Annotated in this window: 12 protein-coding genes and 1 pseudogene; 8 read left to right on the top strand and 5 right to left on the bottom strand. The window is 66.8% G+C overall.

Annotation, left to right across the window (positions count from 1 at the left end; all coding sequences use genetic code 11):
* Positions 1 to 335: 335 nt before the first annotated feature.
* The 3 genes and pseudogenes from A9W95_RS27400 to A9W95_RS24850 form a co-directional block, all read left to right on the top strand.
* A complete protein-coding gene (locus A9W95_RS27400; RefSeq protein ID WP_067418896.1) occupies positions 336 to 1,841 on the top strand; it encodes a hypothetical protein in 1,506 nt (501 codons plus the stop codon).
* An 81-nt stretch (positions 1,842 to 1,922) separates the two neighbouring features.
* Complete coding sequence (locus tag A9W95_RS24855; protein WP_067418893.1) at positions 1,923 to 3,245, top strand: UDP-glucose/GDP-mannose dehydrogenase family protein; 1,323 nt, start codon at positions 1,923 to 1,925, stop codon at positions 3,243 to 3,245.
* A gap of 65 nt (positions 3,246 to 3,310) precedes the next feature.
* Positions 3,311 to 3,544 (top strand): annotated as a pseudogene (locus A9W95_RS24850) (hydrolase); the annotation flags it as partial.
* Here the strand turns inward: A9W95_RS24850 and A9W95_RS24845 are convergent.
* Positions 3,541 to 5,037, bottom strand: coding sequence for an HNH endonuclease signature motif containing protein (locus tag A9W95_RS24845; RefSeq protein WP_067418890.1), 1,497 nt, complete (start codon positions 5,035 to 5,037; stop codon positions 3,541 to 3,543). The pseudogene A9W95_RS24850 and the gene A9W95_RS24845 sit on opposite strands and share 4 nt — an antisense overlap.
* 131 nt (positions 5,038 to 5,168) lie before the next feature.
* Between A9W95_RS24845 and A9W95_RS24840 the strand changes: the two genes are divergently transcribed.
* From A9W95_RS24840 to rfbA, 3 genes are read left to right on the top strand one after another with little or no spacing between them, the layout of a single operon-like run.
* On the top strand, positions 5,169 to 5,924 hold the full coding sequence (locus tag A9W95_RS24840) for a maleylpyruvate isomerase family mycothiol-dependent enzyme (RefSeq protein WP_067418894.1): 756 nt from the start codon (positions 5,169 to 5,171) through the stop codon (positions 5,922 to 5,924).
* 11 nt (positions 5,925 to 5,935) lie between these two features.
* Positions 5,936 to 6,295 carry a nuclear transport factor 2 family protein gene (locus A9W95_RS24835; protein ID WP_067418888.1) on the top strand — a complete coding sequence of 120 codons (360 nt, stop codon included), beginning with the start codon at positions 5,936 to 5,938 and terminating at the stop codon, positions 6,293 to 6,295.
* Between the two features lie 15 nt (positions 6,296 to 6,310).
* Positions 6,311 to 7,177 carry a glucose-1-phosphate thymidylyltransferase RfbA gene (gene rfbA, locus A9W95_RS24830; RefSeq protein WP_067418887.1) on the top strand — a complete coding sequence of 289 codons (867 nt, stop codon included), beginning with the start codon at positions 6,311 to 6,313 and terminating at the stop codon, positions 7,175 to 7,177.
* Positions 7,178 to 7,195: 18 nt separating this feature from the next.
* On the opposite strand, the gene A9W95_RS24825 is transcribed toward rfbA, so the two are convergent.
* From A9W95_RS24825 to iniR, 4 genes are all read right to left on the bottom strand, one after another.
* Positions 7,196 to 8,677, bottom strand: a complete 1,482-nt coding sequence (locus A9W95_RS24825; protein WP_067418884.1) for a PE family protein — start codon at positions 8,675 to 8,677, stop codon at positions 7,196 to 7,198.
* A gap of 85 nt (positions 8,678 to 8,762) precedes the next feature.
* On the bottom strand, positions 8,763 to 10,052 hold the full coding sequence (locus tag A9W95_RS24820) for a pyridoxal phosphate-dependent aminotransferase (protein ID WP_067418883.1): 1,290 nt from the start codon (positions 10,050 to 10,052) through the stop codon (positions 8,763 to 8,765).
* Positions 10,053 to 10,082: 30 nt separating this feature from the next.
* Positions 10,083 to 13,115 carry a (Fe-S)-binding protein gene (locus A9W95_RS24815; protein ID WP_067418881.1) on the bottom strand — a complete coding sequence of 1,011 codons (3,033 nt, stop codon included), beginning with the start codon at positions 13,113 to 13,115 and terminating at the stop codon, positions 10,083 to 10,085.
* Between the two features lie 136 nt (positions 13,116 to 13,251).
* Positions 13,252 to 15,681 carry an isoniazid response ATPase/transcriptional regulator IniR gene (gene iniR, locus A9W95_RS24810; protein ID WP_067418880.1) on the bottom strand — a complete coding sequence of 810 codons (2,430 nt, stop codon included), beginning with the start codon at positions 15,679 to 15,681 and terminating at the stop codon, positions 13,252 to 13,254.
* Between the two features lie 193 nt (positions 15,682 to 15,874).
* Here iniR and A9W95_RS24805 point away from each other — a divergent pair, with 193 nt between their 5' ends.
* Together A9W95_RS24805 and A9W95_RS28505 are read left to right on the top strand one after the other, a co-directional pair.
* The gene (locus tag A9W95_RS24805; protein ID WP_067418878.1) at positions 15,875 to 16,414 is read left to right on the top strand and encodes an IniB N-terminal domain-containing protein; all 540 of its coding nucleotides are present in this window, start codon (positions 15,875 to 15,877) and stop codon (positions 16,412 to 16,414) included.
* 240 nt (positions 16,415 to 16,654) lie between these two features.
* On the top strand, positions 16,655 to 17,854 hold the full coding sequence (locus A9W95_RS28505; RefSeq protein WP_371328123.1) for an IniB N-terminal domain-containing protein: 1,200 nt from the start codon (positions 16,655 to 16,657) through the stop codon (positions 17,852 to 17,854).
* Positions 17,855 to 17,870: the final 16 nt, after the last annotated feature.

Raw genomic sequence — 17,870 nt, 5'->3', positions numbered from 1 at the left:
CAATGTCGGCGGAAACGGTGGCCTGGGCGGGCTGTTCACCGGCGATGGCGGCCACGGCGGGGATGGCACCGGCGGTCCGTTCGGTGGTGGTCCGTTCGGTGGCGGTGGTCACGGCGGTGGCGGTGGACCGTTCGGCGGCGGGGGCGGCTTCGGCGGCGGTGGCCACGGCGGATTAGGCGGTGGTGGCGGCTTCGGCGGCGGCCATGGTGGAGGTCACAGGTAGCTACCTAGTTACCGGAACTAATTGACCGTGGGGGTACCGTTGTACCTACAGGGTCGGGGGACTCACACAACAGACTCATGGGGGAGCTGTGGACACCGTACTTGGTGTGTCGATGGCGCCAACGGCAGTCCGGATGGTGCTGGTCGAGGGCGAAAACGGGGATGGCCCGACCGTCGACGAAGACAAGATTGCGGTCGATAACGACCAAGAACTGACCGCGCCCAGCGCGGCCGAGCAAGTGATCTCGGCCATCCTTGGTACCAGGGAAGGCGCTGCTGAGGGCGGTTACCAACTGGCGTCGACCGGTGTTACGTGGACCGATCCGATCAGTGCCGCCGTACTGCGCGACGCGTTGGCCGCCCGCAAGGTCGAGAACGTCATGCTGGTCTCGGCGTTCCTGGCCGCAGCCGCGCTCGCCCAAAGCGTCGGCAACGCCACCAACTACGCCCAGACGGCGTTGCTCTTCGTCGAACCGGACACCGCCACGTTGGCCGTGGTGGACAGTGCCGACGGGTCCGTCACGGATATCCATCGCACGACGCTGCCCGACGACGACGACGCGGCGGTCGCGGAATTGTCGCGCATGGTGTCGACCGCTGAGACGCTGCAGACGCACCCTGACGCGGTGTTCGTCGTGGGCTCCGGGGTCGACATCCCGCTGATCAAGCCGGCCTTGGAGGCCGCCACCACCCTGCCGCTCGCGGTGCCCGAAGAGCCCGAGACGGCGCTGGCCCGAGGCGCCGCGCTGGCGTCGGCCAACACACCGCTGTTCGTGTCGTCGACCGCCGCGCTGGCGTGGGCGCAGGACCCGGGCACTGGCGCCTACGACCCGTCGGCGCTGGACGCGGCATATTTCGACGATGTCGCCGACCGCGTGGACACCGGCAGCAGCGTCCTAGCCTACAGCGCCGTCCCCAGCGACATGACCGGTCAGTTCGAAGCGCCTGAAGAGCGCAGGCCGTTCGGTATGACCGGCAGCATTCTGCTGTCGATCTTCATCATCGGGGTCGCCTCGCTGGTAGTCGCGCTCGCCGTCAGCATCCGGCCCACGTCGGCGACAAAGCCCGACCCCGGTCACAACTTGGTCGCTCCGGCTCAACCCGCTCCGGCAGCGCCGGCGCCTGCTCCCGAATCGGCGCCCGCGCCGGCGCCACAGGCCCCCGCGCCGGCTCCGGAGAATGTGCCCCAAGCCCCTGCCCCGGCGCCGCAAGCTCCGGTGGAGGTGCCGCAGGCTCCCGCACCGGCCCCGCAAGCTCCCGCACCGGCGCCGCAGGCTCCTGTCGAGGTGCCGCAGGCTCCTGTGCCGCAGGTTCAGGTGCCAGAGGCGCCCGCTCCTGCCCCGGTGCCCGCGGCGCCCGCGCCGGTGCCCGTTCCCGTGCCGATCGTCTTGCCGCCGATCCTCAGCCCGCAACTGCCGGGCCTGCCCGGCGGCCCCGGGCGGGGCGGCGGCGGTGGCCATGACGACGGCGGCTTCCCCGGTGGCGGCGGTCGCGGTGGCGGTGGCTTCGGCGGCGGTCCGTTCGGTGGCGGCCCGTTCGGTGGCGGTGGCCACGGTGGCGGCGGCTTCGGCGGTGGTGGCCATGGTGGTGGCGGCGGCCACGGCGGCGGTCACCGCTAGTCCCTCCTCGCCGGGTAGCTGTCATCTGCCGTTCAGCGTCGCGATGCAGTTCGCTCATCGCGGCGACCTACACACGGTGGTATGAGGTGCACCATCTTCGGCACGGGTTATCTGGGTGCCACACACGCCGTCGGACTGGCTGAGCTGGGACACGAGGTCGTCGGGGTCGATATCGACCCGGGTAAGGTCGCCAAGCTGGCCGGTGGTGACATCCCGTTCTATGAGCCCGGACTGCGAAAGTTGTTGACCGACAACTTGTCTGCCGGGCGGTTGCAGTTCACCACTGATTACGACCTGGCCGCCGACTTCGCCGACGTGCATTTCCTTGGTGTCGGCACGCCGCAGAAGCGGGGCGAGTACGGCGCCGACTTGCGCCATGTTCGTGCCGTCGTCGATGCCCTGGTGCCGCGTTTGACCAGATCGGCGGTGCTGGTGGGCAAGTCGACCGTTCCGGTGGGCACCGCGGCGGAGCTGAGCCACCGCGCGACCGCGTTGGCTCCGGCCGGGGTTGACGTCGAGGTGGCGTGGAATCCTGAGTTTCTGCGCGAGGGTTTCGCGGTGCACGACACTCTGCAGCCCGATCGCATCGTGCTTGGCGTACAGGATGATTCGACGCGCGCCGAGGTGTTGCTGCGGGAGTTGTATGCTCCGCTGTTGGATGCCGGGGTGCCGTTTCTGGTGACCGATCTGCAGACCGCGGAGCTGGTCAAGGTATCCGCCAATGCCTTTCTGGCGACCAAGATTTCGTTCATCAACGCCATATCGGAGGTCTGTGAGGCCGCCGGTGCTGATGTCGGCCTGCTGGCCGATGCGCTTGGGTATGACCCGCGCATCGGACGCCAATGCCTGAACGCCGGGTTGGGTTTTGGCGGCGGCTGCCTGCCCAAGGACATCCGCGCCTTCATGGCCCGCGCCGGTGAACTCGGCGCAGACCAGGCACTGACCTTCTTGCGCGAAGTCGACAGCATCAACATGCGCCGGCGCACCCGCATGGTCGAGTTGGCTACTGCCGCATGCGGCGGTGCGCTGCTGGGTGCCAACATCGCCGTTCTGGGCGCGGCATTCAAACCGGAATCTGATGATGTGCGTGATTCGCCTGCCCTCAACGTGGCAGGCCAACTCCAGCTGAACGGCGCGGCGGTCAACGTGTACGACCCCAAAGCGCTGGACAACGCCAAGAGGCTTTTCCCGACTCTGAACTACGCGGTTTCGGTGGCCGAGGCCTGCGAGCGCGCGGATGCCGTTCTGGTGCTTACCGAATGGCGCGAGTTCGTCGACCTCGATCCCAACGATCTGGCCGATCGGGTACGGGCTCGTGTCATCGTCGACGGCCGCAACTGCCTGGACGTCGCTCGATGGCAGCAAGCCGGTTGGCGGGTGTTCCGACTGGGGTCGCGGCGCTAACGGACTGGCGCTAGCGCGGGGGCGGTCGTCGCGTGGCTCCGACCTGCGACGCCGGGCCTGACCGTGGCTTCGAGGTGCGTGCCGGATTGCACACCGGTGAATGTGAAGTCCGTGGCGATGACATCGGCGGCCTCGCCGTACACACCGACGCGCGGGTGAGCGCACGGGCGGGACAGAACGACGTGCTGGTCTCCAGCGCACTGCGGGATCTGGTGATCGGGTCGGGGCTCGAGTTCGAGGACCCCGGCACTCATCAGCTCAAGGGTGTGCCCGGCGAGTGGCGCTTGTTCGCCGTCTAGAACGGCGGCGGGTCGTCGTCGGCGTCCGGCGGGGCAGGCCCAAAGTAGCTCGGAGTCTGCGCTTTTCGGGTCAGACGGGCCGCGCGGTTGTGGTTGCGTTCGGTGGCGATGCGGCTGGCGTGGTTTTGCGCGCGGGTGCGACGGCGTTTGGGCATCATGGCCGTGCGTTCGCCGCAATAGTCCAGGGGCAGGTCGACTTCAGGGCTGGCAAACCCGCCCACCGCGTGACACAAACTCGGGAACAGCAACGCGCTGCCGGGGGTGGTGACATAAGTGTGGCCGGCCGGGGAGGTCAGGATCAGGGTGCCGTCGGGGAGTTGTTTCTCGGCCCAGCCCCAGAAGGTCTTGAGCAGGTGGTGAGTGCGGCAATAGCACTTGATGTTCGACGCATGGGTGGGTCCACCTTGGGCGTACGGGATGGTGTGGTCGAGGTCGCAATGGACGGCCGGGCGGTCACAGCCGGGCCAGCGACAGGTCAGGTCGCGGCAACGCACAAAGTCGGCCAACGCTTTGGAGGGGGTGTAGCCGGGCTCGGGCGGGGCGTCGGCGGGGTGGACCAGCGGCACCAGCTTGGCCGTTTGTGCTAAGTCGTGGAGCAGTTCTGGGGTGATGAGCCCGTCGGCGCCCACGAAAGAACCCGGCTCCGAACCAGTGCCGGCAAGGGTGGCGTGTTCGGCGATCACATGGATGACCACGGGGCTGGCGGGGGGGCGGCCACCGGCAGCGCAGTCTGCCCGCCCGCACCGACAACCCAGCCGGTCGGAGTCGCCGGCCAAGGCGCCCAGTGCGTCGGCGCGTCGCTGCGCTGCGGTGCGGTGGTCATGCTCACAGACCGTCCGGGCGAGTGCGGTCAAGCGCTCGTCGAGTGCGTGGGCGTCCGGGGTCAACAGGCGGCCCTCGAGGTAGGAGATGCCGTCCAGATCGTCACCGATCCAGATCTCCCGACCCTCGTGTCGTTCTTTGCGGCGGCGCACCGCATCGGCGTCGGCCTTGGCCACAATCTTGTCGATCTGCCCACACAACCGGCCGTGGCTGAGCGACGGCCAGCGCGGCAGCTTGCGGGATAGGTCGGTGTCCACAGCGGCCAGCACGTCAGCGTCGGTGATCAGCTCCGTGCGGTACACGATCGTCTGAAACATTCGACAGTCGATGTCGCCGGCTTTGAACAGTGCCGCCACCCGCGGTAGGCGCTCACGCATGGCCCGGGCATAGCGAAGCCGACTCAGCGCCAGGCCTTGACTGATCCGCAGCGCCGCGCCGACCTCGGCCGCGACCGCCTCCATGGTGTCCACCGCCCAGTCCTCGGTCTCTGAGCAGCGTGAAAGCCGGTAGGCGAACAATTCGCCAATCGCCGCCAGTTGCGCGGCAGCGGCCCGATTCTCGAACCGCGACATGGCGCACACCGTATCGAGCAGGGCCGTGGACTGTGCCGTCGTCGATGGATAGCACCGCTCGAAGTGCTCGGCGAACCGCGCCACCACATCATCGAACATATGTTCGATTATGCCACACTTCGCCGACAAAGATTTCTTGAAACGAACGGGAATGTGCGTCGTTATTTGGCGCGCATTTGCCCAGCCCAACAACGCTCTACGCACCCGCGTTCTCTTGTAGCGTGACCGGCGTGGACTACGCTTCGGCCTTTGTCGGCGAGAACCGCACCTTCGCAGAACTGCTCCACGGCAACGACAGGTCTCAGCCGGTGCCGACCTGCCCGGGTTGGACCCTCGAGAAGATGATGCGCCATGTCGGGCGCGGGGACAGGTGGGCCGCCCAGATCGTCCGTGATCGCTTGAGTGAACCGCTCGATTGGCGCAGTGTCGAAGGCGGCAAGCCCCCGCCCAACCCTGACGACGCCGCGTCGTGGTTGTACGGCGGGGCACAGCGCCTGCTCGACGCCGTCGAACAAACCGGTGCGGAAACACCGGTATGGACCTTCTTGGGTGCCCGACCCGCCAACTGGTGGATCCGCCGCAGGTTGCACGAGACCGCCGTGCACCGAGCTGACGCCGCCCTGGCCCTCGGAATCGAGTTCACATACGACGCAAACCTGGCTGCCGATGCAATCACCGAATGGCTTGAGCGCGTCGCGATTCAGGCCGGGAGCGGGGGAGCGGTGCTGCCGATTGACGAAGGCCAAACCATCCACTTCCACGCCACCGATCCCGACCTCAACGAGCCCGGCGAGTGGACAGCGGGCGTTAGGGGCGGGAAGGTGAACTGGTCGCACGAGCACGGCAAAGGCACCGTGGCGCTGCGCGGCGGCGCCACGGAGTTGTTGCTGGCGATGTTGCGCCGAATAGCGCTGACCGACACTGGCATTCAATTGTTCGGAGACGACGCCGTATGGCAAAAATGGCTCGACCACACGCCTCTCTAAACTGACAGACCATGACCACATCCGAGATGGCCACCGTCCTGGCTTGGCAGGACGCTCTGAACGCCAAGGACCTAGCGACGTTGGTGGCGTTGTCCAGTGACGACATCGAGATTGGCGACGCGCACGGAGCCGCGCAAGGCCATGAAGCGCTACGCAACTGGGCACAATCGCAATCCGTTACGGCCGAAGTCGGCCGCATTTACGTGCACGACGGCGTCGTCGTGGTCGAACAGAAGATCAACGAGGGCGCAGCCACGTCGGCCTCCGCGTTCCGTGTCGTCAGGGATCACGTCACCTCGGTGTTTCGGCACGAGAGTCTGGAATCGGCTCTTTCGGCCACCGATCTGACCGAGTCCGACTTGGTGGATTAGGCGTTAGGGGCACTTATGCGCGGGATCATCTTGGCCGGCGGTTCGGGTACTCGCCTGCATCCGATCACCATGGGGATCAGTAAGCAACTGCTGCCGGTTTACGACAAGCCGATGGTCTATTACCCGCTCTCCACGTTGATGATGGCGGGCATCCGAGACGTCCTGGTCATCACGACCCCCCACGACGCGCCGGGGTTCGAACGACTACTGGGCGACGGCACGCAATTCGGCATCGACATCACCTATGCGACCCAGGATCAACCCGAGGGCCTGGCGCAGGCTTTTGTGCTCGGCGAGAAGCACATTGGCAACGATCCAGTGGCTCTGGTATTGGGCGACAACATCTTCTACGGTCCCCGTCTGGGAACCAGCCTCGATCGCTACCAAAACATCGATGGCGGAGCGATTTTCGCGTACTGGGTGGCCAATCCCTCGGCATACGGTGTGGTTGAATTCGACGCTGACGGCATGGCACTGTCGCTCGAGGAAAAGCCGGCCACGCCGAAGTCTCAGTACGCGGTGCCCGGTCTGTACTTCTACGACAATGACGTGATCGAGATCGCCAAGGGCTTGAAGAAGTCGGCGCGCGGTGAGTACGAGATCACTGAAGTCAACCAAATCTATTTGAACCGCGGACGACTCGCGGTGGAAGTGATGGCGCGCGGCACGGCCTGGTTGGACACCGGCACTTTCGATTCACTGCTTGACGCCTGCGACTTTGTGCGGACGCTGGAACGACGGCAGGGCCTGAAGATCAGCGTCCCGGAGGAAGTCGCGTGGCGGCGCGGGTGGATCGACGACAACGAGTTGGCTGAGCGCGCAAACGGCCTGGTCAAGTCGGGATACGGTGACTACCTACTACAGCTGTTGGAGCGCGGGTGATTCGGGCGGCACTCGCCGTCACGGTAACCCGCTGACCCCGGGGAGCCCGAGCAGTAAGCCGCCGGTTCCCCCGGTGCCGGCCGTCCCGAAGTTCGGCCCGGTACCGCCGTTGCCGCCGGCACCGCCATTGCCGATGAGCACGGCCGCGCCACCGGCCCCGCCCTTGCCGCCGCCCGTCCCTGCAGTTCCGGCGCTGCCGCCGTCGCCGCCGTCGCCGCCGGTACCGACTGCTCCAGCCTTGCCCCCGGCGCCGCCGTCACCGCCGAACACGTTGGCGGACCCACCGAGACCCCCGGCGCCGCCATTGCCCCAGAACATGCCGGCGGTGCCGCCGCTGCCACCCGTACCGCCGAACACGTTTGCGCCACCGCCTAGCCCGCCGGCACCACCGGAGCCGAAGAGCAAGCCGCCGCTGCCACCAGCACCGCCGGGTCCACCGGCGGTGCCGCCGAACCCGCCGGTGCCGCCCGCGCCGCCGGAACCCAGCAGACCAGAAGCGTTGCCGCCGGCCCCGCCGATCCCGCCGCTGGTATTGCCGATGCCACCCGTGCCACCCGTGCCGGCGGAACCGTACAGCGTGCCGGCGTTTCCCCCGGCGCCACCGGCACCGCCGGCAGTGATGCCTTGACCGCCGATGCCTCCATCCCCGCCCGAGCCGCCGAGCAGGCCACCAGCACCGCCGGCGCCGCCGTCCCCGCCGCTGGTGCCGCCTTTGCCGCCGAACCCGCCATGGCCGCCGTCGCCGAACAACCCACCCGAGCCGCCGGCACCACCGTTTCCGGCGTTGGTGCCGGTTATGGTATTTCCGCCGGTACCGCCGGCTCCGCCGCTGCCGAATATGCCTGCGGTGCCGCCGGTTCCGCCCACACCGGCGCTCCCCAGGTTGGCGTTGCCGCCTGACCCGCCGATCCCTCCGGTGCCGAACAGCAGTCCCCCCGCACCGCCGGTGCCACCGGCGCCGCCGGTGCCGATCCCGATATTGCCGCCTGCCCCGCCTGGTCCGCCGTTGCCGAACAGTCCCGCGGCTCCGCCGTTGCCGCCCGGCAGACCAGGCCCGCCCGATCCGCCGGCCCCGCCGTTGCCGATCAACAGGCCGCCGGCCCCGCCGTTGGCCCCGCTGCCGGGCGCGGCGTTGGCGCCGTCACCGATCAGTGGGCGCCCTACCAAGCCTTGGAACGGCGCGTTGATGACGTCGAGAAGATCTTGCAGAGGAGTGACAGCGGCGGCCTCGGCGCTGACGTACGACTGCGCGCCTGTGGTCAAGGCGTGCACGAAGTCCTCGTGGAACGCCGCCGCCCGCGCGCTGAGCGCTTGATACTCCTGCGCGTGCCCGGAGAACAGTGCCGCGATGGCCGCCGAGACCTCGTCGGCTCCGGCTGCAAGAAGCTCCGTCGTCCGCGCCGCCGCGGCGGCGTGTGCCGCACTAAGGGCTGACCCGATAGCGGTCAAATCCGAGACCGCGGACGACATCATCGCTGGCGTCGCAATCACAAACGACATGTGGGATCTCCATTCCGAGAGGCGATGTGGAGATCGTCGCGACTAAGGCCGCGGTGGCACATGAGGCATTGGCCTCATATCGCCGCTACTGCCGATAGCTGACCAAGAAATTGCCCAGCCGCTCGATCGCCGCGGCGAGATCGCGCGACCACGGCAGCGTTACCAGGCGCAGGTGATCCGGTGCGGGCCAATTGAAACCGGTGCCCTGGGTGACCAGTATCTTCTCCGACAACAGCAGGTCCAGGACGAGTTGCTCGTCGTCGGCGATGTCGTAGACCTCGGGATCCAGCCGGGGGAAGGCGTACAACGCGCCCTTGGGCTTGACGCACGACACCCCGGGAATCTCGTTGAGCTTCTGCCAGGCGACGTCGCGCTGCTCGAGCAGCCGGCCGCCCGGCAGCACCAGGTCGTCGATGCTCTGGTGACCACCCAGGGCGACCTGGATTGCGTGCTGCGCCGGGACATTTGGGCACAACCGCATATTGGCCAGCAGGCTGATGCCTTCGATGAAACTGCTCGCGTGGTCCTTGGGCCCGGTGATCGCCAACCAGCCGGACCGGTACCCGGCCACCCGGTAGGCCTTGGACAACCCATTGAACGTCAGGCACAACATGTCCGGCGCGAGCGTGGCCAGGCTGATGTGTTTGGCGTCCTCGTACAGGATCTTGTCGTAGATCTCATCGGCAAGCAGCAGCAGTTGATGCTTGCGTGCCAATTCGACCATCTGCGTGAGGATTTCGCGGCTGTATACCGCGCCGGTCGGGTTATTGGGATTGATGACGACCAGCGCCTTGGTGCGTTCGGTGATCTTAGACTCGATGTCGGCGATGTCGGGCTGCCAGTCTTGGGTCTCGTCACAGAGGTAATGCACGGGTGTGCCGCCCGCCAACGAAGTCGACGCCGTCCACAACGGATAGTCGGGCGAGGGGATCAGCACCTGATCACCGTTGTCCAGCAAGGCCTGCAGCGTCATCGTGATCAGTTCCGAGACACCGTTGCCGAGGTAGACGTCGTCGACGTCGAACCGCGGGAAGCCCTCGACCAGCTCATAACGAGTGACCACCGCGCGCCGAGCCGGCAGGATGCCCTGCGAATCGGAGTAGCCCTGGGCATAGGGCAGCGCCTGAATCATGTCGCGCATGATCACGTCGGGCGCCTCGAAGCCGAACGGCGCCGGGTTACCGATGTTGAGCTTGAGGATGCGGTGCCCCTCGGCTTCCAGCCGTGCGGCGTGCTGGTGCACCGGTCCCCGAATCTCGTACAGAACGTCCTGCAACTTGGACGACTGCGCGAAGGCACGCTGCCGTTGATGACTGGCGGCGTGCCAGGGCGCCTGGTGAGTGGTCACGTCCACTATGGTGCCATCGCTGTCCACTGATATTTGCTGAGCGACGCCAAGTCGTGATCAGCGCTTACCCGGCGGACGCGCACCGCGCGCGATGCCCAGTCCCTTGACCGGCGCGGTCGGCGGCTTCGGGTCACCATTGGTCTCGGTGGAAGACTCCGGCTCCGACTTTGCCTCCGGCGTGTGCTCGGACTCGGCTTCGGGCTCGCCCTCGGCCGGTGCGGCCGGCGCGGCGGCTTTGGCGGGGCTCTTCTTCGCCCCTGGCCGCTTGGCGCCGGCGGCGATGCCGAGTCCCTTGACCGGCGCGGCCGGTTTCTCTGGCGCCGACGGCTCCGCCTCAGCCGCTGGCTCGGCCTGAGCTGCGGGCGCCTCTTCGGTGGCGGGCGCCTCGGTAACCGGTGCGGCCGCCTTGGGCGCTGTCTTCTTGGCGCCGGGTCGCTTGGCACCGGCGGCGAGGCCGAGGCCCTTGGCGGGCGCGGCCGGGGCTTTCGCCTCCGGGGCGGCTTCAGCTTTCGGCGTCGACTCAGCCTCGGCCTCGGCGGCAGCTGGTGCTGTCTTCTTGGCGCCGGGTCGCTTGGCGCCACCGGCGATGCCGAGTCCCTTGGCCGGTGCCGCCGGCGCTTTGGCCTCCGGCGCTGCATCCTTGTCGGCGCCCGGTGCTGCTTTCTTAGCGCCGGGTCGCTTGGCGCCACCGGCGATGCCGAGTCCCTTGGCGGGTGCAGCCGGTGCCGCAGGAGCCGCGGCGGCGGGTGCTTCCGGTTCCGCGGCGGGGGTTTCTTCCGGCGCCTCGGCGGGGGCGGTGGCCACGGCAGCCTTGGGCTCCGCCTTAGCGGCGCGTTCTTCGGCTTCCTTTGCGGCGGTGCCCTTTTCGGGCAGCTTCACCGAGTCACGATCCAGCGAACCCAGCAGCACCTGCGCTACGTCGAGCACCTCGACGCCGCTGCGGCCGGCCTCTTCCTGCCGGTCGTTGACACCGTCGCTGACCATGACGCGGCAGAACGGGCAACCGGTGGCGATGGTGGCGGCGTTGGTGGCCAGCGCCTCATCGACACGTTCGTGGTTGATGCGCTTACCGATGTGTTCTTCCATCCACATCCGTGCTCCGCCGGCGCCGCAGCAGAAGCTGCGCTCGGCGTGACGCGGCATCTCGGTCAAGGTTGCTCCGGCGGCGCCGATCAACTCACGCGGCGCCTCGTAGACCTTGTTGTGCCGGCCCAAGTAGCACGGGTCGTGGTACGTGATGTCTTGAGAGACAGGCGTAACGGGGACCAGCTTGTTGTCGCGGATGAGCCTGTTGAGCAGCTGAGTGTGGTGCAACACGCTGTAGTTGCTGCCCAGCTGCTTGTATTCGCGGCCCAGGGTGTTGAAGCAGTGCGGGCAGGTGACGACGATCTTGCGGTCGACGGTCTCCACACCTTCGAAGAGCTCGTCGAGTGTCTCGACGGCCTGTTGCGCCAACTGCTGGAACAAGAACTCGTTACCGGAGCGGCGCGCAGAGTCGCCGTTGCAGGTTTCGCCGGCGCCCAGCACCAGGTACTTGACTCCTGCGATGGACAGCAGTTCGGCGACGGCTTTGGTGGTCTTCTTCGCCTTGTCGTCGTAGGCGCCGGCGCAGCCCACCCAGAACAGGTACTCGTAACCGTCGAAGCTTTCGACGTCCTGACCGTAAACGGGAACGTCGAAGTCGACCTCGTCGATCCAGTTGGTGCGGTCAGATGCGTTCTGTCCCCACGGATTGCCCTTGTTCTCCAGATTTTTGAACAGGACGGAGAGTTCGGAGGGGAACTCCGATTCCATCATCACCTGGTAACGGCGCATGTCCACGATGTGGTCGACGTGCTCGATGTCGACCGGGCACTGCTCGACGCAGGCGCCGCAGGTGACACAGGACCACAGCACGTCGGGGTCGATGACGCCGCCCTGTTCGGCGGTGCCGACCAACGGTCGGGTGGCCTGCTCAGGTCCAGAACCGAGCACCCGGCCGAAGCCGGACTCGGGCACGTGGTGCTCTTCGTAATGCTCGTCGCGCTGCAGCTTCTCGCCGAGACCCCCCTCCGGGGTGCTCTCCAGCGGGCTTTCCTTCTCGCCAAGGATGTAGGGCGCCTTGGCCATCCAGTGATCCCGGAGGTCCATGATGACCAGCTTCGGCGAGAGGGGCTTGCCGGTGTTCCAGGCCGGGCACTGCGACTGGCAACGGCCACATTCGGTGCAGGTGGCGAAGTCGAGCATCGCCTTCCAGCTGAAGTCCTCGATCTTGCCGCGGCCGAATTCGGCATCGTCCGGCGGGTTTTCGAAGTCGATCGGCTTGCCGTCGGCCTCGATCGGCAGCAGCGGGCCCAAGCCGTCGGGCAACCGCTTGAACACGACATTGATTGGCGCGGAAAAGATATGCAGGTGCTTGGAGTGCAGCACGATGACCAGGAAGGCCAGCATGACACCGATGTGCAGAAGCAGCGCGGTGGTCTCGATGATCTCGTTAGCGGGCTGGCCCAGCGGACGCAGAATGGCGCCGAACAGGTGTGAGAGGAATGCCGGCTTGCCGTAGGGCAGTGTGCCGTTGTTGACCGCCGACCCGCGGACCAGGACGTAGGTCCAGATGACGTTGAAGATCATGAAGAGGATCAGCCAGGCACCACCGGTGTGGGAGCCGTAGAACCGTGAGGCGCGACCAATCTCGCGCGGACCGCGGCGGAGCCGAATGATGGCGAACGTCGTGATGCCGAGGAACACGGCCGTCGCAAAGAAGTCCTGGAGGAAGCCCAGCGCGTCCCACCGGCCGATGATCGGGATGTGAAAGTTTGGCTGGAAGAGATAACCGTAGGCCTCGATGTAGACCGTCAACAGGATGAAGAATCCCCACATGGTGAAGAAGTGCGCCAGGCCGGGAATCGACCACTTCAAAAGGCGGCGCTGACCGAAGACTTCGGCGATCTCCGTCCAGAGACGTCTGCCGGGGTCGTTGGTGTGCCCGGGCGCGGGCTTGCCCGATGTGACCAACTTGAACAGCCACAGAACGCGCCGCGCAGCTAATCCGAGCACGACGAGCGTCATGCCCATGCCCACTATCAGTCTGATGAGCATTTGCGTGGTCACCGAAGGTATCTCCAATGCATTGTTACGCTGGCCGGCTTTGTTACCTGCTCAGCCAGCCCATAGTGACATCTATTCGACTCTGACCGCGAGAAAGGCTGTCCTAACTCGCCCGTAGTAGGTGCCTTTCACCTGCGGTTCAAGCCTGTGGCGCCAGCATCGCACGCAGCATCGACATCATCTCCGAGCGGGAACCGGCACCCAACCGACGACGGATCCGGGCAACATGGTGTTCGACCGTTTTCGCGGAGATAAACAATTGGCCGCCGATGTCGCGGTAGGGCAACCCCAATAATAGGAGCTCGGCAACCTCACGTTCCCGGTCCGACAGCGGCGACCCGGCCGGTGGCTGTCCTGGCGGGGGCGCCTTGACCGCCAAGGACTCGATTTCGGATGCCTCGGTGGGCATTTCGGCGGGTCCGGTGCCGAGTTTGAGGTCTCGAGCCAGCTGCAGCATTGCTCCGGATACTCGGGCGTCGGGGGTTTGCAGGGCCGCCTGACCGGCCAGCCGGGTGGCGTCCGAGGTCAGGCCCACCCGGGACAGCGACCGCGCGGCGACGGTGACTTCATTGACGTTGACCTGGTCGGCGAGCACTCTGAGCCACGTTCGGCCGGCCCCGGACAGCACTTGAGCAAGAGCGCTTCGGGTGGCCGCACCGCTGAGGGCTTGGCCGTGCGGGGCCACCGATTCCGGTGAGCTGCTGAGGATTCCGGCATGGACGCCGGACCAGTGCAGTGAGATTGACCACAACGGCGGATTTCCCAGCGAATCGAGCAGCGCGAACGCCTCATCCAACGCGTGACGCAGTTGCTCGACTTGGCGCATCCGGGCCGCAGCAACCCACAATTCGCCCAACGGCAGGAGCGCGAACAGGTCGATCGTGTACTCGGCAAGCACCTCCATGGCCGCATACCAATGCTTCCGCAGCGCACCGGTGTCCGCGTTGCGGCGGGCGATCGCCGTTTGCAACGCCGTCGCCCACAGTGCGTCGCGGCGGTGCAGCTCCGTGCCGGAACAGGCCGCGGTGGCGTCGGCGGTGGCAGCCGTCAGCTGCCCCTCCTGCATCTTGATCCAACCCGACAGCAACAGGTGCCGACGTTCGAACGGCTTGTTCGCCGGGGAGCGCAACGCGTGCCCGATCACACTGCGGGCCCGAACCGGATCGCCCCCATGAATGGCGGCCAGCGTCACCAGAGCTGCCGGACTGTCCGGCATGATCTGGCTGATCACGTGTTCGGTCGCAATGGACTGGCCGAGTTTGGCCATGGCCGCCTGGTAAGGCTGATCCATGGTCGCGAGCAGTCCTTCGGCAAGACCGCGGGAAGCCCGTGCGGCAATCGTCGGTGGACCGGCATCCTTGAGGCGCAGTGCCGCCCGGGCTGCGGGAAGATCGCCGTGAGCGGCCAGCACGATCGCGGCGGCCGCACCGACCACCGCGTCAGGGTGCGGACCAAGCCAGGTGAACAGTTCCGCCGCCTGGTCAGTGTTCCCGTCGTGGGCCGCGACGCTCGCCGCAACGCGCACTGCAGCGGCGCGTTCGGTGGGATCGGACGAGGGAAGTAGTCCGTCGGCCAGAGCCGCCGCGCCGACGCAGTCTCCGGTGAGCGCGAGCGCATCGGCCAGTCGTGACGTCAAACTTTGGGCGCCGGCTCGTATCGCTGCCTTGTACAGTCGCGCCGACTGGACCGGATCGCCGCCCGCGTCCTGCGCATGCTGCGCCAGGATGGCGGCCAGTCGATCGTCGCGCAGCCCGTGTTCGGCAAGCCCCAAAGCAAAGTCGAGGGACACCCCTGCGATCTCCAATTGGGAACGCAGCAAGGAGATTTCGGCCTGGTGATGGCGTGCATTGCCGACCAGTTGGGCGACGCAATCGTGAACCAATTGCCGGAACGCCGGTGGATGCGACGGATCGACGAGTCCGCTGGCCCGCGCTCGATCGACCAGATCGCGCGCCTCGGAAATCGAAACATGCTGTGCGCCAGCCACATCGGTACTGCCGAGGCTTGTCGCCAGCGACATGATGAGCAACGTGTCGAGGACCGGATCGTCCAGTCGGCGCAACCGTTCCAGCAATGCGAATGTGGCCGCACGGTCCGGAGATTCATCGCTTTCGGCTACCGCGCTGACAAGCAACGGCAGCCCTGCGGTGCAGTCGAGCAGGTGCTCGCCAACTGGCAGTCTGCCGAGCGGTATGCGCGGACGTTCCCGCTCGATGGCGGTCACCAGGGCTCGCAAAGCGGGTCGCTGTTCGCGGGCTTCGGTGGCGGCGACGACGGTGGCGTGCGGGTCGGCAATGCATTCGGTAAGGCGGAGCAGTTCTGAGTCGCTGAGGAGGTGGAGGTCGTCGACGACGAGTGCGGCGCCGGACTCGTCACCGTTGCGCGGCGCCTGTCCGAGCACGGTCAGTCCGCCGTTGCGAAGCGTGTCGCGGGCGGCGCTCAGAATCGTCGTCTTGCCGGTTCCGATACCGCCGCTGAACAACACCTTGACCGGAACCGTCGCCGCGTTGGCGACGTCTCGCAACGCGTCACGCGCCGCCGGCGGGAAGTCGAACGGTGCGCCCGTCACAGCGTTGCACCTGGCATGTCGATCAAATCGCCACCGCCAATCCCCGTAATTCCCCTAATATGCCATCCCCTAATACCGTTATAAGCCAGTCGGGTTGCGCACCGATCACAACCGTCCTCTTGAACCGATAACATCGTGGCAAGTGATCGGGCTTCGGCTTGGCGCTGAATCGGGTGCGGCAAGGAGGCGCGTAGTGGCAAACTCGCTACTCGACTTTGTCATATCTCTAGTACGCGATCCCGAAGCGGCCGCCCGGTATGCCGCGGACCCGGCGAAATCGATCGCCGACGCCCACCTCGTTGATGTGACCAGCGTAGACGTCAATAATCTGATTCCCATGGTGTCGGATTCCCTGTCGATGGGAAATCCTGCCGGAGCCGCCGGTGGAAGCCAGATCGCCGAGCACAGCAACGTGTGGGCGAGCGGTGCGGCGACGGCTGCCTTTGATGCCTTCGCTCCTCATACGCCGGCGACCGTTGTCTCCTACCACCAGCCGGCGAACGGTGTGATCCAACAGCCGATCGTGCATCAGCCGGTTGAGCTGCCCGCGGAGCCGCAACCGGTCAGCGTGGCACCGCATGATCCGTCTTTCCTGGTCACCGATGGTGAGGTGCACGAGTGGGGCGCTCCTCACGGCGGCTTTCCTCCCGACGACCCGGGCCTCTGGCACCACCCGGTCGTTCATCCGGATGCTCCTCAGCCAGACCACCCAGACTTCGGTATTCACGGGTAGTTTCGCTGCTCGCCTGACGGCTAGGCGGAGTTCTTTTAACGCGTTGAGCAGCTTAAATGCGGCGGTTCCGGGGTGCTGTCCGGCTGCCCGAAAGAACCCCCGCCATGCCCCTAACCCCCTAACCCTGGGGGCCCCGCAACCCCGGTGGATGCCCTATCGACTGGGGGTTCTCGCCCCGATTCGGCGAAGCGCCGGAATCCATAGCGTGAATCGCAGAGCGCCGCCCGTGCGGCGGCCCACATGATCGAAGGGAAGAAGATGGCCTCGCTTATCGACTACATCCTGAGCCTGTTCCGCAGTGAAGAGGCGGCGCGGTCCTTCGTCGCCGCTCCCGGGCAAGCCATGACCAACGCCGGCTTGATCAATATCTCGCCCGACGAGTTCTCCTCCGTGGCGGCTAGTGCGGTGCCTGGTCTCGCCCTCGACCCGGTCGACCCGGTCGGTGGTCTGCAACAGGTGGTGGCTGATCAGTATGGGTTCGCGCCGACCCCGGACTACGGATACGACCCCGGCTACATTGCTGGCGGTCCTTCGTACGTCCCCGGGTTGATCGCGCAGGACGCCGCGTACGTTCCCGGCCTGATTGCTCAGGACGCCGGGGCGGTGATTGGTGACGCTGCTGCGGTGGCCGGGGATGCGGGAGTCGTTGCCGCGGATGTCGGGGCCGGGTTGGCTGATGCCGTCGTGACTGATGTGGGTGCTGGGCTCGCGAGCGGCTTAGGCCTGGGTTGGCAGACGGGCTTGGGCGGCTTCGCTCCTGGCTTCGGGTTCGCTGAGCCGACGGGCGGGTTCGGGTCTCCGATCGGTTTCGGCGGCCCGGCCGGTTTCGGTGCACCGGCGGGCTTCGGCTTCGGCGCGCCGGTCGGTTTCGGCTTTGGCGCCCCGGTCGGTTTCGGCGCCCCAGTGGGCTTTGGCGCACAAACGGGTCTGGGCTTCGGCGCTGGCTTTGAAGCCGGAATCGGTGCTCAGATCGGTGCAGGTCTCGGCGTTGGTGCTCAGACCGGTCTAGGTGCTGGGCTGGGCTTCGGCTTAGGCGGTCAGGCAGCCATCGGTGGCCAGATCGGTGCCGGTCTTGGCCTGGGCCTAGGCGGTGGCGCGGGAGCTGGGATCGGCGGCGGCTTGGGCGTTGGCGCCGGTGTCGGTGGTCAGGCCGGGATCGGCGGAGTGATCGGTGGTCAAGCTGGGATTGGCGGTGGCTTCGGTGTTGGTGCCGGCGTCGGTGGTCAGGCCGGAATCGGCGGTGGCTTCGGTGCCGGTGCTGGCGTCGGCGGCCAGGCCGGCATTGGTGGGGCCGTTGGTGGCCAGGCTGGTATTGGTGGTGTCGTTGGTGGTCAGGCGGGTGTTGGTGGTGGCTTTGGTGCCGGCGCTGGTGTCGGTGGCGGCGGTGTGTGCGTCGCAGGCGGCTCGTGCCCGAACACCGACGGGCTCGGCGGCTCGTGATGGACCGGCTGCGGCT

The organism is Mycobacterium sp. 1423905.2, from assembly GCF_001673155.1.
Lineage (GTDB): Bacteria > Actinomycetota > Actinomycetes > Mycobacteriales > Mycobacteriaceae > Mycobacterium.
Note: the sequence above shows the minus strand (reverse complement) of the source record. Positions and strands in the feature narration are given on the sequence as shown.